General features: G+C 70.7%; 16 protein-coding genes. 3 read left to right on the top strand and 13 right to left on the bottom strand.

The genetic code is table 11. The features are described from left to right. Window positions 1–232: 232 nt before the first annotated feature. From ABD901_RS54375 to ABD901_RS54335, 9 genes are all read right to left on the bottom strand, one after another. Complete coding sequence (locus ABD901_RS54375; protein WP_345143161.1) at window positions 233–889, bottom strand: TetR/AcrR family transcriptional regulator; 657 nt, start codon at window positions 887–889, stop codon at window positions 233–235. 6 nt (window positions 890–895) lie between these two features. Continuing rightward, window positions 896–1777, bottom strand: coding sequence for a hypothetical protein (locus ABD901_RS54370; RefSeq protein ID WP_345143158.1), 882 nt, complete (start codon window positions 1775–1777; stop codon window positions 896–898). A gap of 222 nt (window positions 1778–1999) precedes the next feature. Next, the gene (locus ABD901_RS54365) at window positions 2000–3064 is read right to left on the bottom strand and encodes an integrase core domain-containing protein (RefSeq protein ID WP_345143155.1); all 1065 of its coding nucleotides are present in this window, start codon (window positions 3062–3064) and stop codon (window positions 2000–2002) included. A 201-nt stretch (window positions 3065–3265) separates the two neighbouring features. After that, entirely contained in the window at window positions 3266–4627 is a 1362-nt protein-coding gene (locus ABD901_RS54360) for an SDR family NAD(P)-dependent oxidoreductase (protein WP_345143152.1), read from the bottom strand. Further along, window positions 4624–6246, bottom strand: coding sequence for a methylmalonyl-CoA mutase family protein (locus ABD901_RS54355; RefSeq protein ID WP_345143149.1), 1623 nt, complete (start codon window positions 6244–6246; stop codon window positions 4624–4626). The genes ABD901_RS54360 and ABD901_RS54355 overlap by 4 nt, the downstream gene beginning before the upstream one ends. Further along, on the bottom strand, window positions 6243–6866 hold the full coding sequence (locus ABD901_RS54350; protein ID WP_345143146.1) for a TetR/AcrR family transcriptional regulator: 624 nt from the start codon (window positions 6864–6866) through the stop codon (window positions 6243–6245). The genes ABD901_RS54355 and ABD901_RS54350 overlap by 4 nt, the downstream gene beginning before the upstream one ends. 5 nt (window positions 6867–6871) lie before the next feature. Next, a complete protein-coding gene (locus tag ABD901_RS54345; protein ID WP_345143137.1) occupies window positions 6872–8371 on the bottom strand; it encodes a class I adenylate-forming enzyme family protein in 1500 nt (499 codons plus the stop codon). Beyond that, a complete protein-coding gene (locus ABD901_RS54340; RefSeq protein ID WP_345143135.1) occupies window positions 8368–10668 on the bottom strand; it encodes a hydantoinase B/oxoprolinase family protein in 2301 nt (766 codons plus the stop codon). The genes ABD901_RS54345 and ABD901_RS54340 overlap by 4 nt, the downstream gene beginning before the upstream one ends. Further along, entirely contained in the window at window positions 10665–12788 is a 2124-nt protein-coding gene (locus ABD901_RS54335; RefSeq protein ID WP_345143132.1) for a hydantoinase/oxoprolinase family protein, read from the bottom strand. The genes ABD901_RS54340 and ABD901_RS54335 overlap by 4 nt, the downstream gene beginning before the upstream one ends. A 207-nt stretch (window positions 12789–12995) precedes the next feature. On the opposite strand from ABD901_RS54335, the gene ABD901_RS54330 reads away from it, so the two are divergent. The 3 genes from ABD901_RS54330 (at window position 12996) to ABD901_RS54320 (ending at window position 14382) form a co-directional block, all read left to right on the top strand. Continuing rightward, entirely contained in the window at window positions 12996–13526 is a 531-nt protein-coding gene (locus ABD901_RS54330) for a hypothetical protein (protein ID WP_345143130.1), read from the top strand. Between the two features lie 15 nt (window positions 13527–13541). After that, a complete protein-coding gene (locus ABD901_RS54325) occupies window positions 13542–13862 on the top strand; it encodes a hypothetical protein (RefSeq protein ID WP_345143125.1) in 321 nt (106 codons plus the stop codon). Between the two features lie 121 nt (window positions 13863–13983). Then, window positions 13984–14382: a hypothetical protein gene (locus ABD901_RS54320; protein ID WP_345143122.1), complete on the top strand. Its 399-nt coding sequence runs from the start codon at window positions 13984–13986 to the stop codon at window positions 14380–14382. A gap of 249 nt (window positions 14383–14631) precedes the next feature. Here ABD901_RS54320 and ABD901_RS54315 read toward each other — a convergent pair whose 3' ends face one another. From ABD901_RS54315 to ABD901_RS54300, 4 genes are all read right to left on the bottom strand, one after another. Further along, entirely contained in the window at window positions 14632–15372 is a 741-nt protein-coding gene (locus ABD901_RS54315; protein WP_345143119.1) for a hypothetical protein, read from the bottom strand. After that, the gene (locus ABD901_RS54310; RefSeq protein WP_345143116.1) at window positions 15359–15949 is read right to left on the bottom strand and encodes an RNA polymerase sigma factor; all 591 of its coding nucleotides are present in this window, start codon (window positions 15947–15949) and stop codon (window positions 15359–15361) included. The genes ABD901_RS54315 and ABD901_RS54310 overlap by 14 nt, the downstream gene beginning before the upstream one ends. Before the next feature lie 135 nt (window positions 15950–16084). Continuing rightward, the gene (locus tag ABD901_RS54305) at window positions 16085–16831 is read right to left on the bottom strand and encodes an AAA family ATPase (protein WP_345143113.1); all 747 of its coding nucleotides are present in this window, start codon (window positions 16829–16831) and stop codon (window positions 16085–16087) included. A gap of 293 nt (window positions 16832–17124) precedes the next feature. Continuing rightward, window positions 17125–20046, bottom strand: coding sequence for an AAA family ATPase (locus ABD901_RS54300; protein ID WP_345143110.1), 2922 nt, complete (start codon window positions 20044–20046; stop codon window positions 17125–17127). Between the last annotated feature and the right edge of the window lie 413 nt (window positions 20047–20459).

Below are 20459 nucleotides of genomic sequence, written 5' to 3'. Positions count from 1 at the left end.
CACGGGACACACCGCTACCGTTACCCATGAACGTCCTCCTCCTGCGATGGGACACCAAGCCCGACAAGCGCATCAGGGGGACGTTCCCACGTCCTGCATCGACACGCAGAACGTCTTTCTATGCCGCGATGTGCTCGTCACTCCCTGTGGAGTGAAAGTTGCCGCCTGCCGTTCGGACGCGCTGGGGTCAGGGCCCGGGCGTGCTTTGGCAAGGCGACGCTGGTTTGATGCGTCAGGGGCTCGCGTCGGCGGGGCCGACCGGCTCACCGCGTGCGATGGCCCGGTCCCACAGCGAGCCGACCATGCCGGCCAGCAGGTATGCGACGCGTTCGACCATCTCGTCGTCGCGTTCCAGGTGGCCTATGTCGAGCCACACCAGGAACGCTTCGGTCGTCGCGTTCGCCACGAGCCCGGCCATCCAGGCGCGTATCAACGGATCGGCCACGTTGGCGAGCAGCGTCTCAATGCGTTCCCGCTCGGCGTCGCCCAGCTCACGGACGTAGTCCGAGAATTCCGGCTCGCGGACGGCGTGGCGGTACAGCAGTCGGTACCCATCGGGCAGCTCGCGGGCCACGGCGAAGGTGCCCGCCAGCGCCGCCGCGGCGGCCTGGATCGCGGGATCGCCATCGGACTCGTGCACCGGTCGGGTCGGCTGGCCGACCGCGGCCAGCCTGTCGCGCACCTGGTCGAGGATGGCCCGGTACAACTCGCGCTTGGAGTTGAAGTGCCGGTACACGATCAGCTTGCTCACCCCGGCCTCAGCCGCGACCTGTTCGATCGTCGTCGCGGCGTAGCCGTTGCGGGCGAAGACCCGGGCCGCCGCGCGCAGGATGCTCGCCGCCCGCTGTGGGGCAGGCAGCAGGCGGCGGCGCGGCGGCTGGTCGGTCATCGGCTCCTATGATGCCTTTTCGGCCCGCGCCATGCTCCGGGAACGGTGACCACGCGTGAGCAGCAGGGCGACGAGGCCGCCGTACGCCACAGCGTCGCAGGTGATCTCGACGATATTGGCGGTACGCAGGTAGTACGGCCAGTCGGCGCGCTGCACCAGCGGCAGCCAGGCGTTCAACGCGGCGAACGCGACCGCCAGCCACCACCAGGTGACCCGGCGGTTGGCGCGCAGCAGCGCCGCGAGGGCCCCGAGCACCAACGCGTGCAGCAGCCCACGGCTGAGTTCCGCCGAAGCGAGCACGCCATTGCTGGGGATGGTGAACGTGGTGCCGGTCTCGTGGTAGTAGCGATGGACGAACGGCGCGTCGGCCGCGGCGAATACGAAGTAGACAGGCACCCACAGTAGCGTCGCCACTGCGATCCGCCAGACCCACGACCACCAGTGCCGGCTCGCGAGCGAGCTGCGCAACGCGGAGCCGACCGTGTCGTCGGTGTCCTTCGGCGGCCAGAACAGCGTGACCGGGATGGCCAGCCCGAGCGCCAGGATTGCCCCGGTCAGCAGCACCATCGGGGAGCTGTTCTTGATGAACAGGATCGCCTCGACCTCGTTGGTGACCGTTCCCAGCAGGTACGCCAGCAGGGCGATCACGACGAAGCGGGGCACCGTGGCCAGCCGCAGCCGCTGGGCCAACGGCCCGATCGACAACGCGCCGACCGCGCCGGCCGCGACCGCGAGCAGCAGCGGCAGCGGCGCCAGCACCTTCGGATGGGACGGCCGGGACACCACCGACGCGACCACCGTCGCCAGCAGATAGCTCAATACGACCAGGCCGGTCGCGCGCCAGGTACGCGCCACCGACGGTGGCAGCGGCTCGATCGCCTCGCTCATGCGCTCCCCCGATGTAACCACAGAGTGTTAACTGGCGAGACAACACTATGACGAGGCCCGCGCATCCCGCAAGATCGCTCCACGGCTGACGCTGAAGCCACCCCGGCTGTCCCGGCGTCCACGACGCCCGGCTGGCGGCCGCCCGCCGCGCGCTGGACACGTTGCGCCAGCAGGAAAGCGAGGCGATCCTTAGGACCTGTCGGGCTCGTAAATCCAGTTCAGCTACGCTGCCTGCGCATACTCGTTGATCAGTCCGCCGAGAATCGGGCGCCGTTGGACCCGTGCGGCGGTGAGGTCGATGACCTGCGGTGGTGGTTTTGGTGGTCGCTGGCCGAGTGACCGGTGAGGCCGGTGGCGGTTGTAGTGCTCGGTGTACTCGGCCAAGACGCTTGTCAGGTGTCGTTCGTCGACGATGAGCATGCGGTCGGTGCACTCGCGTCGTACCGTACCGACCCAACACTCCGCGAACGCGTTCGCCCGTGGTGCTTGTGGCGGTGTTTTGAGCACGTCGATACCGGCGGCGGTGAAGATCGTGTCGAAGGCAGCCGTGAACTTCGTATCCCGGTCACGCAGCAGGAACCGGAGCCCTGCGGCGCGCTGGTCGAGGCTCATGAGCAGGTTCCGCGCCTGTTGCGCCACCCAGGCGCCGGTCGGGTGAGTGGTCACGCCCATGATGTGGACCTGTCGGGTGGCCAGCTCGATAAAGAACAGCACGTAGATCCGTTTTAGTAGGACGGTGTCGACGGTGAAGAAGTCGCAGGCCAGGATCGTGTGCGCCTGCGTAGTCAGGAACTGCTTCCAGGTTGGTCCGGTCCTGCGGGGTGCCGGGTCGACGCCGGCCTGGCGCAGGATCTTCCAGACCGTACTCGCCGCGATCCGGTGGCCCAGACGAGCCAGTTCACCCTGCACGCGGCGATGGCCCCAGGTCGGGTTCTCCGCGGCCAGGGGCAGGACCAACTCGCGCAGTCCTTGGTCGATCGGTGGCCGGCCGGGGCGGGCGTGTGGATAATTCCAGTGCCGGGCGATCAGTTGCCGGTGCCAGCGCAGCAGCGTGGCCGGGGTGACGAAGAACGCCGACCAATGCGGTCGGGGCAGTAGGCGCGAGAGCGCTGCCAGCACCACCCGGTCGGCCGGTTGCAGGTCGGGGCGGTGTACCTGCCGGCGCAGCACTGCCACCTGATGCCGCAACACGAGCAGTTCGACGTCCTTCGCACCGCAGTCGCGGGCGAGCTGGGCCAGCATCTGCAGAATCTGGCGCAGGAGCAGGTACACCAACGAGGCCGACATGCTTTGAATCGTCACCGCTCACGTTCCCGGACCGCGCACAAAACCGCACGTCAGAGTCGCCGAACCGGATTTGCGAGCCCTACAGGTTGGAAGAGACGCAAGACATCATCGCGGACCTGGCGCAAGCGCTGGACGCCATCGCCACGCATCACTGACGCCGGACCGTCCAGCCGGTCGCGGCGCCGCGACACCAAGGCCGGTTCAACCCGGGTGACCGGATTTCTGGAACCCCACAGGGCCCGCAGTGAGCAGCGCCGGAGGCGGGGCCGCGGCGGCGACGAGCCGGGTCAGCAGCGCCCCGGCGTCGGCGGGAGAGAGGCGCGGCGGCAGCGGTGCCGGCGGACCCGGGTGCCAGCCCACCGGTACAGAGATCTCGCCGTTGCCGGCCTCAATGACCCGGCCGGTGATCTCGCGGGCTTCCGGCCCGAGCAGCCACGCCACCACGGGAGCGACGTGCTCCGGCGCCCACGGGTCGGCGGCCGGATCCGGTGGGGCCTCGCCCAGCCAGCCGGTGAGACGGGTCCGGGCGGCCGGCGCCACAGCGTTCACGGTGACGCCGTAGCGACCCAACTCGTCGGCGGCGACGGGGGCGAGCGCGGCGACCGCGGCCTTGGCGGCCGTGTACGCCGCCTCCGCGCGGAACCCGTACAGGCCCGCCGCCGAGGTGGTCAGTACCGCGGCGGCGGGGACGGTGCGGCCGGCCTTCGCCTCGGCGCGCCAGTAGCCGCCGGCCACCCGGAGCAACCGGAACGTCGCCGTGACGTGCACGTCGAGGAGCAGCCGCAGCTCGTCGTCGGTGAGCTGGGTCAGCGGGCCGGAGCGCAGCACGCCGGCGTTGGATACCACGCCGTGGAGCTGGCCGTAGCGGTCCAGCGCGGCGTCGAGCAGGGCGCGCGGGCAGCGCGGTTCGGTGATGTCGCCGGCGAGGGGGTGGACGCTGCCGGGTGTGTTCTGAACGGCGCCGGTGGTCTCCTTGAGCGCCGCCTCGTCGATGTCGTTCGCCACGACCGCGGCGCCCTGCCGGCACAGTTCGAGCGTGTACGCACGGCCCAGGCCGCGCGCCGCGCCGGTGACCACGACGACCCGGCCGGCGAGTGGCCCGGGCGCGTCGGCGGCCGGCTGGGCCTCCGGGGCGCGCCGGCCATCCGGTTCGGTGCGCACCCGCCGCACCAGGGCGGCGATCTGGGCGAGCATGTCGGCCTCGGAGGCGTACGGGCCGAACACGGCGTCCGCACCGCGCGCGAGCAGGTCGTTGCGGTCGCGTTCGGTGAGGACGCTGCCGCCGAACACCAACCCGACGCCCAGTTCCCGGCAGCGGCCGAGCAGCTCGTCGGCGTATGCGATGAACTCCCAGGAGTGCACCGACACACCGACGATGTCGGCGTCCTCCTGCTCGGCCACCGCCGCCAGGCGTTCCGGCGTGTTGAACCGGCCGAGGTACACCACCTCGTACCCGTGCCGCACCAGCGCCCGGCTGATCGCCATCGCGCCGACCTCGTGCTGGTCCAGGCCGAGGGTTCCGATGACGATGCGACCCGGCCGGTCGCCGCGCGCCCCGGTCACGGCTGCCTCTGGTGGACCGGCCGGGAGGCGAGGAACGCGAACGGGTCGGCGTTGAGCCCCTGCCCCTCGCGTAGGCATCCGGTGATCTCGCCGATGGTGGCGTCCGCTCCGAGCGCGGCGACGATCGGGCCCATGAGATCAGCATCCGGGTCGGCCGACGCGGAGCGCACCCGTTCCAGCGCGGCGGCCAGCGGCGCGCTGCTGCGGGTCGGCCGCCAGGCACGGATCCGCTCGACGTGCGCGCGGTCAGGCGCGAACCGCTCCTCGGCCACGTCGCGCAGGAACCGGTCGGCCTCGGGCGGTACCACGTGCTCGTTGACGCCGACTATCCGCAGCGTCCCGCTTTGCACGGCCGAGGAGTGCCGGTCCATGGCGGCCGTGAAGATGCCGCGGAAGAAGCCGTTCTCGACGAGCGTGTCCACGTCGCCGAGCTGCTCCATGTGGCGGATCGCGGCGTCGATGCGCTGCTCCAGCTCGTCGGTGAAGGACTCCAGGTAGTACGAGCCGCCGAGCGGGTCGGCCACCGCGCCGATGTTGGTCTCGGTCGCGATCACCTGCTGGGTGCGGATGGCGAGCTGGTGCGCGATGTCCGACGGCGTCCGGAACGGCTCGTCGAACGTGGAGATCTCCAGCCCCTGGACGCCGGCCATGGCCATGGCCATGGCCTGCAGGGCTCCCCGGACGATGTTGTTGGCCGGCTGGGCCGCGGTCAGCGTGAGACCGGATGTGTGCACGGCGATGTTCACCGACCACGACCGCGGATCCGTTGCGCCGAACTCCTCGCGCATCATCCGGGCGAACAGCCGCCGCGTGGCCCGGATCTTGGCGATCTCCTCGAACAGGTCCATCCGGCAGTTGACGAGGATGGCGATGCGGGGGGCGAACGCGTCGACGGGAAGGCCGCGGGCGATCAGCCGGCGGCAGATCTCCCGGATCTCCAGCAGCCCCAGGCTCATCTCCTCGACGACGTCCAGCCCTCCGTCGGAGATGAAGTACGTGTCCTCGAGGAAGGCGTGGAACCGCGGCATCTCCCGCAGCGAGAACACGATCGAGTCCAGCGACAGCCGCATCCGGATGGCGAACGGCAGGAACGTCGAGTACGAGCAGTCCTCGGCGTATATCGGTGCCTGGATCGCCGAGCCGCGCAGCACCGCCGGGTCGATGCCGTGGTGCGGGCCGGCGAGATACTGGCCGGCGAGCGCGAAGGCCGGCGGCAGCGAGTGGCTCAGCGTGATGCGGTCGAGGGGGATGCCCTCCAGCAGCTCCACGAAGTCCTGCGCGCGGCACAGCGACACGCCGGTGGTACCGACGGCGGGTTCGCACATGGGATGGTCGGGATCGAGCGCTGAGACCGTCGGGTTGTCGCCGATCACGTCGACGCCGCGGGCGCCGTGCGCCAGCAGCGCCCGCAGCTGCTGGTTGGACCGGCGTGGCGAACCCTCCCCGGACAGCTCCCGCTGGATCCAGCCGGCCGGCCCGCCGTGTGTGCGCGTCAGTCGCCCGCGGGTGAACGGATACGTCCCCGGATCGGCCAGGTTGTCGTAGTCGCGCACGCCGTCCGCCGGTCCGTAGAACGGGCGCAGCGGGATCCCCGCCGCGCTGGTGATGCCCTCGGTCATCCTCCGTCACCTCCTGATTGGCACAGTGCGAGGGCGTAGGCGCGGTAGTGCACGCTCAGCGCCTCGAGCGACAGCGGCGCTTCCGGGTGGTACCAGCTGCGAATGCCGTCGAGCATGTCCAGCATCGCCATCGCGGTGAGCAGCGGATCGGCGACGCGGAACTGTCCGGCCGCCGCCGCCTCGGCGATGACGTCTCGCACCGCGTCGCGGTACTCGCGGCGCAGCGCGGCGATGCGGCTGCGCTGCTCGTCGCTCAGCGCGTTGAGGATCGGGCTGCCGACCAGCAGCTCCTCCCGGCGGGTCACCGTCATCGCGATGTGGTCGTCGACCGCCCGCAGCAGCCTGTCCCGCGGCGGTACCGCATGATCGCGCAGCCCGGCGACGAGCCGGCCGCTGAACTCGGTGAGGAACCGGTTGACGATCGCGAACAGGATGTCCTGCTTGGTCGCGTAGTAGTGATACAGCGTCGAGGTGGACAGTCCGACCGCCTCGGCCAGGTCCCGAATGCCCACGGCGTCATAGCCCCGGCGGGAGAACAGCGCGGCGGCGGACGTCAGGATGCTGTCGGCCACCGGCTTGGCGGCGTCGTTGGACTGCGGCATCCGGTCAGTCTGCAGCACAGGGCTCACGACGGTGCGCTCGCTGCCGGCGCGGCTGCGGCCAGGGCCTTCTTGCGGACCTTGCCCGCGGCGTTGCGGGGCAGCTCTGCGACGCTGACCAGCTCGACCGGCAGCTTGTAGTCGGCCAGCCCGGTGGCCGCCCAGGCGCGCAGCTCCTCGAGCGACACCTCCTGGCCGGCGCGCGGAACCACAACGGCTCGCACCCGCTCGCCGAACAGCTCGTCCGCTACGCCGACGACGGCCACGTCCGCGACCGCCGGATGACGGGCCAGCACGCCCTCGACCTCCAGGCTGTAGATGTTCTCGCCGCCCCGGATGATCATGTCCTTCAGCCGGTCCAGCACCTGCACGTACCCGTCGGCGGCGACCCGGCCGACGTCGCCGGTGCGCAGCCACCCGTCGGCGCCGAAGGTCTCCCCGGTCGCCTCCGACCGGTTCCAGTACCCCGCGACCACGACCGGCCCGCGCACCCACAGCTCGCCGACGGTGTCCGGATCGGCGTCGAGGTCGCCGTTGACGGCGACCTCGACGCCGGGGACCGGCCGCCCCACGGTCCACGGCCGGTCCCGCCACTGCTGGCCGGCTGCGCACGTGACGATCGAGGTCGCCTCCGTCAGCCCCCAGACGTTCGCGAACGTCACGGCCGGCAGCCGCTCTGCCGCGCTCGCCAGGAACGCCTCGGCAACCGGGGCGCCGCCGAAGCAGACGGTGCGCAGGGCCGGCAGGTCGGCTGGGTCGAAGCCCGGGTCGGCCAGCATTAGCTGGATCATCGCGGTGACGCCGGCGAAGAAGGTGATGCGGTGCTCGGCGAGCGCGGCGCGCATGTCGCTCGCCGTGAAGCGCGGCTGGAAGACCCGCGCCGCGCCGTGCGCGCCGAACCCGACGAGCTGGGACACCACTCCGGTGGCGTGGAACATCGGGGCGACGACGAGGGTGCGGTCGGCCGGTTCGATGCCGAAGACCGAGCCGACGGTACCGGCGTTGAAGACCAGGTTGCCGTGGGTCTGCATGGCGCCCTTGGGCTGCCCCGTGGTGCCGGACGTGTAGAGGATGTTCGCCACGTCGGTGGCGGCGAGCGCCAGACCGGGCAGCTCGCCCAGGTCCGGGCCGGGCGCCGTCAGCTCGTCAACGTCCCAGTGCGGACACACCTCCGGCACCCGTCCGGCCAGCTCGGCGTCGACCACCGTGTAGCGCGCGGCGCAGTCGTCCAGCACGTACTCCGTCTCGCGGGCGGTGAACCGCGTGTTGACCGGCACCGCGACCGCGCCGGCGAGCTGGACCCCGCCGTAGGCGGCCGCGTAGCGCCAGCCGTTGGGCAGCGCCAGCGCGACCCGGTCGCCCGGACGCACGCCGCGCTCGAGCAGCCGGCGGGCGACGGCGGCGGCCCGCGCCGCGGCCTCGGCGTGGCTGAGCACCGTGGTCCCCTCGACGAGCGCCTCGGCGTCCGGCCACCGCTGCGCCGCACGCACGAGAAGCCCGCCGACCGTCGCCGAGCCGGGGGTCACGGCGCGTCCCCGGCGAGGGTCATGTCCGGCACCGGCTCGTCGCCGGCGCGGATCAGCTCGGTCGTCAGGCGCAGGCCGCTGACCGGGCACAGGTACTCCCGCAGCAGGATCTCCGCGCCGGGCCGGCCCGGGTGGGTGGCGAACTCGGGCTCGAGATCGTTCACCGGGGTCTCACGCACCGCGCACGCCGTGCGATAGTCGGCGGTGACCGGGCCGAGCAGGGCCCGGCCGGACAGCGACACCCACTGTGCCGCGCGGTCGTCCGGCAGCGTCACCCCCAGGTCGCCGCCGACCGGGCGGAGCCGTATGCCCGGCTCGGCGATCCGCGGGAGGCCACCGGCCGGCCGCCTGGCGGTGTCCAGCCGCTCGCGCAGCCGGCGCTCGCGCAGCCGGCCCGTCGCGGCCGGGTCCACCTGGCCGCCCGCCGTCCAGACGACGCCGTAGACGCGGGTCGCGTCGGCGTGGCCGAGCCGCCCGTGCCGGACGTCTTCGTCGACGGCGTGCGGTTCGCGAGTCAGCGGGTCGCCGTAGCCGGGGTTGTTCGCGCCGGTCCAGGCGATGACCGAGTCGGCGCCGAGCATGACCGGGGGGCCCTTGTGGTCGACGGGCTGCTCCTGTCCCGGCAAACCGTCGAGGTCCTGCGGTACCACGCCCGCCGCGAACTGCTGCGCCAGGCCTACCCCGTGCTTGACCAGGACTCGGCCCATGCTGCTCGGGTTGGCGCCGAACGGTCCGACCGCCTTGGGGAAGGAGTCGTCGATGTAGAGCGCGGCTGCCATCCCCGGTGTGCCCCAAGGCACGTAGGCCTCGGTGATGCTGCGTCCGCCGCGGTGCGCGCCGGCCCCGTCCGCACCGCAGCGCAGCGCGCGCCGGTACAGGCACAGCATGGGGTACAGCTGCTCGGTCTCCTCGATGTTGCTGGCGATGCCTTCGGGAATCCAGAAGTGACCGCCGAAGTCGGACCCGTCGGCGTCGCTGCTCGCCGGCAGCGCGCCGATCATGTTGTTGGCGTTGACCGCGATGTACGGCGCGCCCGACGCGAACTGGCCGGCGATGATCGTGCCGTACCAGTGCGGCTGCGCCGGCCCGAGCGCCTGGTCACGTAGCTCGGTCGGTCCGGCGGCGACCATTTTCGCGATCACCGAGCCGGACAGGCTGATCAGCAGCTCCATCGTGAACACCCCGGACGGGCTGACCGCAGCCGGGAAGTCCGCGCAGGACAGCGTGCCCGGGACCGGGTCGAAGTGCACCCGCCGGTAGACGCCGCCGTAGGCGCCGGCCAGGTCCGGGGTCAGCGACGCGGTGAGCGCCGACAGGAACGCGCCGACCAGCCCGGCATAGGTGACGTTGATCGAGCCGGCCTGCGGGTCGGTGCCGGCGTTGTCCACGAACAGCTCGTCGCCGCGCTTGTGCACCGTCAGCTGGTAGCGGTACAGCCCGGTGTCACCGGTGTGCGACGCCTCGGCGTAGAGCCGATGGGACCACGTGCCGTCCGGGATCTGCCGCAGCCGCTCGCGGAACACCGCCTCGCCGGCGTCCAGGACCTTGGTCATCACGGTCTTGACCGCGTCCGCGCCGTACCGGGCGATCAGCGCCTCGATCTTGCGTACGGCCGCGGTGTTCGCCGACACGGCGGCGCGCAGGTCCATCTGCACCACGCCGGGCAGCCGCGACTGCCTCAGGAACACCTGTTCCATGTCGGGCCGCAGCCGGCCACCCTCCACGATCTTGAACGGCGGGAACGCCGGCGGGTCGGTGAAGATGTCCGCGGCATCCACGCAGAAGCTGCCGACCACCGAACCTCCGATGTCGGAGTGGTGCAGCACGTTCGCCACCCAGCAGAACAGCTGACCGGCGAAGAAGACGGGAGCGGCGACAATGGTGTCGGGCTGGTGCGGTGTGCCCACATATGGATCGTTGGACAGGAACATGTCACCGGGCGCGATGCCGGGATCTGCGCTGCGGTGCTCCAGGATCCATTTGACGGTCAGCGACTGGGCGTTGGAGAAATACTGCAGGTACGGTCCGAGGAACACCAGCTCGCCCCGCTGCGTCAGGATCGACGGCTGGAAGTCCCGGGTCAGCATGGTGACCGGCGAGACGCACAGCCGCTGCAGCGTCTGGCCGTGCTCGACGTTGGCGTTGAGCAGCGCATACCGGATCACCTCGAAGGTGACCGGGTCGACGGCTGCTGTGTCGGTCTCGTGCAGGGCGAGCCCGGGGTCGATGTCCAGCGGCTCCCGCGGCACATAGCCGCGGACCACGCCGTCCCAGGCCACCGCGGTGTCGGCGGTCATGCGTTGCCCTCCTTGGTAGTCGCCTCGAGGTCCGGCAGCACGAGGCGGAAGTGGCCGCGTTCGGCGGTCAGCGACCCGCCGCGGGGCACGGCGATCGTGGTGTGCGGCAGCTCGACCAGGGCCGGCCCGGTGATCGAGTCGCCGTCGGCGAACCCGGTGCCGTCGTGGATCGCCGTGCTCAGGTAACCGCCGCCGTCGGGCCAGAACACCGACGCACTCCGGGCGGCACCGCGCGAACCGGCCGGTACGCCGGTCACCGGACCGGTCGAACCCGGCACGCGGGCCCGCACCCGCAGGGCGAAGACCTCGGCCGCTTGGAAGGCCGACGCGGCCGACGCCCCGTATCGCTGGGCGTACTCGCCGGTGAACCCCGCGACCAGCCGGGCGGCCGGCCGTTCCCCGTCCGGCGCGACCGGCACCTCGAGCGAGTGCATGAGCTGCTCCTGGAACCGCATCAACGCCCAGACGTCGATCTGTGGCTCGTCCGTCACCCCGGTGGCCAGCACGGCTTGCCGGGCCCGGTCCACGGCCCCGGCCACGGCGGCGGACAGCGCCGCGTCGTCGAAGGGCGCGCGCAGCGCCGTCTCGACCTCCACGAACCGCGTGACGTCGCCGGCCGCGATGCCGTACGCCGACAGCGTGGAGGCGCCGTTGCCGAGTGGGATCAGTACCTCACGCACGCCGATCTCGGCCGCGTACCCGAACGCGTGCACCGGCCCGGCGCCGCCGTAGGAGTAGAGGACGAAGTCGCGCGGGTCCAGACCGCGCTCCAGCGTCTGCTGGCGGATCAGCGTCGCCGCGTGGAGGTTGTTCACGTTGACGATGCCGGCCGCGGCCTGCTCGACGGACAGCCCGAGGGCCTCGGCCAGCCGACCGACCGCGGCATTGGCGGCGTCGCGGTCCAGTGGCATCCGGCCGTCCAGGAAGCTGTCCGGGCGCAGCAACCCGAGCACGAGGTCCGCGTCGGTGACCGTCGCCAAGTCTCCTCCGCGGCCGTAGCACGCCGGACCCGGCTCGGCCCCGGCGCTGTCCGGACCGACCCGCAGCGCTCCGGTCCGGGGGTCGCGGCGGGCGATCGTGCCGCCGCCGCACGCGGTGGTCCGCACGTCGACGTGCGGCAGCCGGTAGGTGTACTGGTCGATGACCGACTCGTCGGCGAGAACCGGTTGGCCCTCGATGATCAGGCCGATGTCGAAGGACGTGCCGCCCATGTCGGTGGCCACCACATTGCGGTGACCGTTGGCGGCGGCCAGCGCGGCCGAACCCGTCAGTCCGGCGGTCGGCCCCGAGTCCAGGGTGCCCAGCGCAATCTCGGCGGCCCCCGACGCCGGTACCACCCCGCCGCTGGACTGCATCACCAGCAGCGGCACCTGGAGGCCGTCGGCGACCAGCCGTTCGCCCAATGAGGTGAGATAGCTGGTACAGGCCGGTCCCACGTACCCGTTGAGCACGGTGGCGACGGTGCGCTCGAACTCGCCGAGCCGGGGCGACACCCGCGACGACAGCGAGACGAACACGTCCGGGGCCGTGGTCTGCACCATCTTCTCCACCGCAAGCTCGTGCACCTGGTTCGCGAACGACCAGAGGAACGCCACGGCCACGCTGTCCAGCCGGTACTCGGCGATGAACGCGGCGACCGCGTCCGCCGTGCGGCCCTCGTCCAGCGCCACGACCACCCGGCCCCGGGCGTCCACCCGTTCGTGCACCTCAAGGACCGCACCGGGCACGATGAGCGGGGCAGGCAGCCGCGTGCCCCGCACCCGGAAAACGTCCTCGACGCCGCGACCCGCCACCCGTCCGTGCCCGCGCATGATCGCCAGAGCGTCGCCGTGCCCGGCCGTCGTGATCACCCCGACGCGGGCGCCGGTGCGTTCCAGGACGGCGTTCGTTCCGATGGTGGTGCCGTGCCCGAACCGGCGCGTCATGCCCAGCAGCTGCCGAAGCGACAGGCCGACGCCGCCGGCGAGGTCGGCCAGCCCCGTCAGCACCCCGTCTGCCGGATTCTCCTTGGTCGACAGCACCTTCGCCGTGGCATACGTGGTTGCACCGCCGTCCGGGCGGTCCTCGATGAGCACGCAGTCGGTGAACGTCCCGCCGATGTCGATCCCCACAGAAAACATCGGACCTCCAGCATCCCGGCCGATCGATCGATCGATCGGTGGTGAGGTCAAGGTAATCCCGCAGACATCGACCGTCAACACGCGCGTGACATTCGCTCAGGTTCTTCCGGTATCCGGTCGGCCCCTATTCGACGCGGGTCCGGTCACAGGCTCGGCCGAGTTTTCGGCACCCACACGGTCTGGCTCGCGGACGGCTGGACTTATGTGGTGCTGGACGACCCGAAGTTCGGGCCGGACAACGAGGTCTGGCGGACCAAGACCGGCGGGAGGGCCGAGCGGGTGACCCTGCCCGACCAGTCCGGCTGCCGGCGTACGACGGTCCGGAACCTACAGGCCCTGCCGGACGGGCGGCTCGGCCTCGGGCGCTGGTGCTCGATGGAGGATCCCAAGCAGGACTACTTCGATCTGGTGGCTTATGACCCGGCGACCGCGCGCATGGAGCCTTTGGCGGTGCTGGGCGGCACCCCGGCGAGCGATGTCGCCTGGGCGCCGGGGCTGCGGGAGGGCTACGTCTCCCATGGCACCGGCATCTGCGCGGGCATCGCCCGGCTGAGCCGGGACGGTGCTGGGCGGATGGCCGAGCCGGTCACCTTCGACGGGCACACCTGGGTGGTCGACTTCACTTGGTTCCGGCAGGCCGGGGCCGTGTGCACGGCCGATGGCCGGGTCGAGCGCCCGGTCCTGCGCAAGGATGGCAAGAGTCTGCTGCTCTTCGCGTCGCCCACGTCCCAGGGCTAGGAGGGCGACTCCCGGATGGACCAGCCGTGGAATCTTTACCAGTGGACGCCCGGCGTCGGCCAGCCGGCACCGGTGGCGAAGGGATTCGGCGATCCGCTCGGGGCGTGGCTCGCCCCGGACGACCGCAGTCTCATCGTGGCCACGCGCCGGGAATCGCAGTATGGCGTGTGGAGGATCGATGCCGAGTCCGGCTCGGTGACCCAGCTGGCGCTGGGCCGGTCGGTGGGCGTGACCGTGTCACCGGACGGCAAGCAGCTGGCCGCGGTCTTCCAGCCGCGCCAGGGACGGGATTACGATCTCGACCACACTGAGCTCCGGGTGCTGAGTATCGGGTGATCGCCTTTGGGTGATCCACGCAGATGAACTAGATGATGAACCGTGGGCCGGATCATCGGTTCGGCCCACGGACCCTCCAGATGTCGGCCCACTGAACCCTCCGGGTGGCGAGAGGAAGGCTATGGCTAGACAAAAGACCGGGGCGAGATGGCTCGCGCTGGCGGTCGTGGTGGCCCTGGCCGCCTGTGACTCGATAACCGACACGAGCGAGCAGGTCAAATCCGCGGACCTGGTCGGGACATGGCACGGTGACTGCGGTGCCGAGCTGGTGCTGTCGGAGGGCGGCACGCTGCAAGCACGCGACTTTAGCGACCTGGAGCGCCATAAGATTTCCGGTCCGGGCAAGTGGCAAATCGCGAAGGGCACCTCAGACGGCCCGGCCTTCCACCTCGCGGTCACTCTTGACGACTCGCCTTCGATCGAAAGCATCGACTTCGCGGTCAAGAGCAAGAAGCTCACGCTCGTGCAGACGTTCGGCGATCCCGACAACAACGACACGTGCAGGTTCAGCCAGGTGTGACCCTCACAGCCAGCCCGGTCGAGGGCGGGCTTCATTCATCGGAAACTGGCGGTCAGCACGATCGACAACGGCTTCTGCCGCTGGGACGCGTCGCCGGCAGCAATCCAGTGCTGGCGGAGTGTCACCCAGGTCCTGATACCGATGTGGGCAGGATCAAGCGGAGTACGACAGGGGAGCCAGATGAGGATGGACAGGAAGTAATGCCACCGGATACGGCCTTGTCGATTCCGTCGAGGATCCGGGCTGTTGTCATGGGCCGCTAGTCACCCGAAGACTGGCGAGCATCTCATTGACCTGCATTTCGGCGCGTGCTGCGTCGGGTGCCGCGAGGCATGCGGACATGTCCAGCCAGTGCTGGTACGGCATGACGGGATCGAGCACGATGATGGCGTGGACCTCCCGGGTTGCGCCGACGGCGGCGCACTCGTCCGTTGCCGAGGTGGCGTTGATCGAGGCGGGATGCCCGTCCAGGGTGGTCTGCCTGCCTGCTTGGTCGGACAGTCTGTGATCACCGGGGGCGCTCCGTCGGGTCCAGGTGATCAATACACCGCCCGGTGACAGGGCCGCCAGCGGCATCCCAGCACATACGACCTCCCCCGCGGCCGGTGTGCTGCACGTGTCGTGCAGCTGGTCAGTACTCAGGTACGTGATGACAACGAAAAAGGCCGCGGTCGACTGAGCCGGAAATTGCTGGGGACGCCAGGAGACCGGGTGTCGGAAGGTGATCGCGCCCCCCGCGAACACCGTTGTCGGTCCATCGAGCGCGGCCGGCGACCGGGACACAGCCGGGTCGGCGGTGTGGCCACGCAGCGGCGCCGTGGCGGCCAAGACGGCGATAACCGCGGCCACTGCCGCCAATGCGATACCTGCGCTCCGTCGAGTGCGGCGGCGGGCGCTTCGACTGATAAGGGCCTCGAACGGCGGGATGGCTGCCGGGCGTCGCCGGTCGGCCTCATCGGCGAGTAGATCATGTAGGTTACGCATGGTCACCGGCGTCCTCTCGCAGCAGTGGGGCCAACGTGGCCCGTGCCCGTCCCAGTCGGGACTTGACGGTGCCGACGGGAATGCCCAACTCGGTGGCGATCTGCTCGACTGACAGGTCGAGTAGGTGATGTAGCACGACGACCTGGCGCTGCGGCAGCGACAGCGTCGCCAGCGCTCGGCCAACGTCGACCGGCTCAACCGACGGTGCTGTCGCGTTCTGGCCGGGCCCGCTACGACGCAGGGCAGCCAGCGCGTTGCGGGCGCGCCGGAACCGGTTCCACAGCAACCGGAACGCCACTCGGCGGACCCATGCTTCAGGGTCGTCGTAGCGGCAGACGCGCTCCCAGCGCGGCAGCAGCCGAATGAATGCCTCCTGGACCACATCCTCGGCTTCTGCCTGACTCCGGGCCGCCAAGGTCAACACACCGACGAGCCGTCCATAGCACGCGGTGTACAGCGCCCGAGGGTCCGGGAAGACGTCGTCGGCCTGAACTTTCACACCCCTCACACCCGCGAGTACCCCATCTGGTTCCCTTTCCAGGACAGCCCTCCGCCACGTACTCACATCGGCAGAGTCGCGCATTCGGTCTACGCCCGGCCGGTACGGACAGTGACGATCACGCCGACGGTCACGCTGCCCAGAGCGGCAAATCAGGATGCGCGGTGGTCAGTTGGAGGCTCGCGGGCGGGCACTGACGGGCGACAAGGTTCGTCGTGGTTAGCGGAGCAGGTGGCGCAGATAGCGGTCGGGCTGGTCGAGGAACGCTCGGAAGTGGTCCACGACGGCGAGTTCGGACCACGCCGTCGTTCGGATGCCGTGCTCGCCGAGTTCCAGCACGGACGCTGCCGGCAGTGCGGTCAGCACCGGAGAGTGGGTGGCCACCACGATCTGCGCCCCGGCTTCGGCCAAGGCCGCCAAGCGGGACATGAGGCTCAGGGTGGAGGTGAACGACAGGGCCGCCTCCGGCTCGTCGAGCAGGTAGAAGCCTGGCCGGGTGAACTTGCGTTCCAGCAGAGCCAGGAATCCCTCACCGTGGCTGCGCTCGTGCAGGTCCCAGTCGGGCGAGCCCGGCAGCGCTTCCAGGTACGTGTACAGGCCGTGCGTGGTCTCCGCGCGCAGGAAGTATGCGTCGCCTCGCCCTCCTGTAGTGCGCACCAGCCGCAGCACTGCGCCCAACGGGGACTCGGTGTGCCGGGTGCGGTGCATCGCGTCCCGCGAGCCGCCCTCCGGATTCAGTCCGTACGCCTGCGCCAGCGCCTCGATCAGCGTGGACTTTCCCGAACCGTTCTCGCCGACGAGGAACGTCACGCCTGCCGGAAGGTCAAGCCCCGCGTCCAGCACCGTGCGGACGGCGGGGATGCGGGCCCACCACGCGTCTGGGTCCCACTCGGCGCCCGGATCCCGCTCGACGCGCCGCACCGGGCGGGCGATTTGCCTGTTGCGCGCCTCCACGTCGAGGAACACTACCGGTCGGTCCGCGCACTCCGCCCGAACCACGCATCGCACTGCGCGTCGGCAGTGGCATGCTCCATCGGCGGCAGGCGCGCATCCGATCTTGGTGACGTTGCACCTGTAGGCGTTGTGAGCATCGCGCGATGTACAGGGTTCCGATGCCGACTGTGGCAGCCTGCTCTCGGTACCTACGACGGTCTGGAGCTCGGCCCAGGCGGCGTCATCCGTGAAGTCGGTTCGCAGGACGAGCGAACTCAGATCGTCGGGTTGAGGCAGCGACAGCACGCCGACGATCATCACGGTGGCTATGGGGTGTGCTCGTCGCCATCGGGGGTGATCGTCTCCAACGCGTCGCGCAGGGCGGCGCGTGAGGTGATGCCGAGCTTGGGGAAGATCCGGTGCAGGTGGGCGCCGACGGTGCGGTGGGACAGGAACAGCTGTTGGCCGATCTGTTTGTTGGTCAGGCCGGTGGCGGCCAGCGTGGCGATCTGTCGTTCCTGCGCGGTCAGGGTGGCCGTTGGTGTGTCGGGCCGGGCAGTGGTGGCCACGCCGGTGGCGCGGAGTTCGTTGCGGGCCCGCTGTGCCCACGGTTGGGCACCGAGCCGGTCGAAGGTGTCGATGGCGGCGCGCAGATGCAGGCGTGCTCGGGTGGTGTCGCGGGTGCGGCGCAGCCATTGTCCGTAGGCGAGTTGGATGCGGGCGTGTGGGAACGGCCACCGGTCGGCCTCGGGCAGTGACAGTGCTGCCTCGAACAGTGGGCCGGCCTGGTCGTCATCGGCGACCAGGGCTGCGGCACCGGCGGTGGTGAGCGCCGTGCGGGTGGAGATGCGGGGGATGCCGGCCTGCTGGGCGGCATCGACGTGCGCGCGGGCCTCCTCGATCCGTCCGGTGCGGACGGCCGCCTCGACCAGGTCCAGGACCATCCACCGGCCCGGGACGCCGGGACTGGGCGCGCCGGGCGGGGTGGCCCGTGCCGCCTGTACGTAGGCTTCCTCGTAGTCGCCCTGGCCGAGGGCCGCGAGTGCGCGTGCCTGCCGGGCGAACGACTGGGTCAGCCCGATACTGCGGGCCGCCGCCCAGGTGGTGATCTCGTCGGCCAGGACCTTCGCGAGGTCCACGTTGCCGCGGGCGGCCGCGATGCATGCCAGTTGGGTCCGAATCTGACCCTCAAGAAGCTGGTAGCCGTAGGCCGCTGTCAGGTCCAGCCCCTCACGGGCCAGGTTCTCGGCCTCGTCCCATTGCCCATGGGCATAGGAGTCGGCACAGAGCAGCAGCAACCCGACAATGACCATGACGACCGCACCGCCGTCGCGTTCCCGTTCGATCATGCGGCGGATCAGGTACCGGTAGTCGGACAGGGCGTGCACCCAGACGGCCGCGTATGCCAAGGGGACGATCTGCCAGGGTGCCGCGTGGGCGGGCAGTGCCGCGAAGGCGTGGGCGAGGCCCTCCCGCACCGTGCCGGAGGTGCGGGTGGGGTCGACGTACGCGTCGTAGCACAGCAGAAATGGGGTTACCGCCTCCGGGTCGAACCGGGCCAGCGCAGTGTTGAGGAGTTCCCACGGCTCGGGTCGGGCGCTGTAGAGGCTGATGAGCAGCAGCGTGTACAGGATCCCGTGGCTATCCCAGCTGTTGTTGTCGGTCTTGGCCGTTTCGGCCACGTCGTCGAGCGCCCGGGCCAGCAGCCGGTGGGCGGCATCGATTTCGCCCTCACCACATGTGAGCAGGTAGGCCGTGGCCGCGAAAACCAGCCCGGTCGGTGTGCCCGGTGCCTGCCCGGCGTCGGCCAACAGCCGGGGCACCTGGTCGAGTTGACCGGTGATGTTGGCCAGGTAGGCGGCCTCGACCAGTCGGCGGGACCGGCCGGCCGGGTGCGGGCTGAGTTCGCCGGCGCGTACCAGCGCGGCCACCGCGGCGGAAGCACCGAGGTGCCGCCGGTCGGAGACGGCTGCCTCGTCCAACGCCCGGGCCGCGGCGGTGGACGGGTCGCCGCGGCGCCAGGCGGAAAGGGCTGCCTCGTCCAGCGCCCGGGCCACCGCCTCGTCCGGTCGGGTCGCGGCCTCGGCCAGATGCCACGCCCGCCGCTCCGGGTCGCCGGTCAGGGCGGCGGCCAGGGCCCGGTGCGCGGCCCGGCGCTCACCCGGCGGTGTCATCTGCACGATGGCCGAGCGGATCAACGGATGGCGAAACAACATGCGGCCGTCGGCCGCATCTGGGCGGACGAGGCCGGCCTGTCGCGCCGGTTCGAGGTCGTCGATGTCGGCACCATGCTGAGCACCCGCCAGGACGGCTGCGTGGATCGTGGTCAGCCTGGCGTCGGCTTCCAACGCGGCCAGCAGCAGCACCTGCCGAGTCGATGCGGGCAGCGCCCGTACCTCGGCGGTGAAGGCGGCCCCCAGCCGCCCGGAAAGGGACAGGAACGCGGGCAGCGGGTCATGGCCGGAGCGCTGCCGCTCGGTCAACAACCCGGGCAGGTCTTGCAGCGCGAGTGGGTTACCGGCGGCCCCGTCGAGCAGCCGCCGCCGTACCGTCGGCGCTAGTTCCGGCCAATGTGCGTCCAGCAGGGTGGCCGCCTGCTTCGCGCCCAGCGGCCCGATCTCCCGTTCGGCGAGCCGGACCTGGTCGAAGAAGCCGCCAGCACCGGTGCGGGCGGCGGCCAGGAAGACTATGGGGGCGTCGGCGATGCGGCGGGCTGCGAACCCCAGCACGGTTGCGCTGGCGCGGTCGATCCACGGCATGTCGTCGACGATCATCAGCAGGGGGCGTTCGGTGGCGGCCTCGCTGAGCAGGGCCAGCACGGCCGTGATGACCAGCGGGCCCGGCGACGGTCCCGGCGTGAGGTCGAAGACCTGGTTGAGGGCGTCGCGATGGTGGCCAGCGAGCCGGTCGGCGCGCTCACGCAGCGGGTAGAGCAGTTGGTGCATCGCCGAGAAGTCGATCTCGGCCTCGAATTCCACCCCGGAGGCGCGTAGCACCCGCATCCCGGCCGCCTCGGCGCGGATGGCCGCCGCGTCAAGCAGCGCGGTCTTTCCCATCCCCGGGTCGCCGCGCAGCAGTAGGCCAGGGCCGATCCGGCCGTGCCCGTCGAGCAGCGAGTCGATGACGCCCAGCTCATCCGTGCGTCCCACGAGATTGGCTACAGACCGTAATCTCGTCGGCTGCCCAGTCTGATGATGTTTGTCGGAATGACTCTGATGGATCAGCCAGGAAGCGTCTGCAATGGTCACCGCGCGACGATCTCCATGTTCTGCGACCGAAGCGGCCGTGAGCAGTTGATTCTTCCTACCGGGGCCTGCAAGAGCGTACCCGCGGCTCTGCCGAATCGACCAAGCCAGCGGGGTGCCTCATGGAGGGCCCTTGCACCCTGCGTAGCCAGAAGGGCATGAGCTGCCGCACACAGCCGTGAGCAATAAGGGACACGGGACACGGCCACACCCGATACCGGACACCCCAGCGACGCACTCATCTCGGCAGATGTGCGCAGCTGATCAAGCCCGCTGTGGGCGTTTGTCGCTGGACGGCGACCGGCGCAGCCCGGGCTGAGCCGATCGCCGACCGGCGGATGCACGCCACGCCCAAGTCCTCGCCGCCCCCGCAACAGCGCCAGAGCCGAGAGCCACCCGCTCGGGCCCACCGGCGA

Source organism: Dactylosporangium darangshiense (genome assembly GCF_039537565.1).
In the GTDB taxonomy this organism is placed as follows: Bacteria; Actinomycetota; Actinomycetes; order Mycobacteriales; family Micromonosporaceae; genus Dactylosporangium; species Dactylosporangium darangshiense.
The sequence above is the reverse complement of the archived record's forward strand: the minus strand, read 5'-3'. Positions and strand labels throughout refer to the sequence as shown.

Excerpts from the sequence above, each read along its gene's own strand:
- ABD901_RS54370 (WP_345143158.1), bottom strand. The coding sequence starts at position 1,777 with ATGAGCGAGGCGATCGAGCCGCTGCCACCGTCGGTGGCGCGTACCTGG.
- ABD901_RS54325 (WP_345143125.1), top strand. The coding sequence starts at position 13,542 with ATGGACCAGCCGTGGAATCTTTACCAGTGGACGCCCGGCGTCGGCCAG.
- ABD901_RS54335 (WP_345143132.1), bottom strand. The coding sequence starts at position 12,788 with ATGTTTTCTGTGGGGATCGACATCGGCGGGACGTTCACCGACTGCGTG.
- ABD901_RS54310 (WP_345143116.1), bottom strand. The coding sequence starts at position 15,949 with ATGCGCGACTCTGCCGATGTGAGTACGTGGCGGAGGGCTGTCCTGGAA.
- ABD901_RS54320 (WP_345143122.1), top strand. The coding sequence starts at position 13,984 with ATGGCTAGACAAAAGACCGGGGCGAGATGGCTCGCGCTGGCGGTCGTG.
- ABD901_RS54375 (WP_345143161.1), bottom strand. The coding sequence starts at position 889 with ATGACCGACCAGCCGCCGCGCCGCCGCCTGCTGCCTGCCCCACAGCGG.
- ABD901_RS54365 (WP_345143155.1), bottom strand. The coding sequence starts at position 3,064 with ATGTCGGCCTCGTTGGTGTACCTGCTCCTGCGCCAGATTCTGCAGATG.
- ABD901_RS54340 (WP_345143135.1), bottom strand. The coding sequence starts at position 10,668 with ATGACCGCCGACACCGCGGTGGCCTGGGACGGCGTGGTCCGCGGCTAT.
- ABD901_RS54355 (WP_345143149.1), bottom strand. The coding sequence starts at position 6,246 with ATGACCGAGGGCATCACCAGCGCGGCGGGGATCCCGCTGCGCCCGTTC.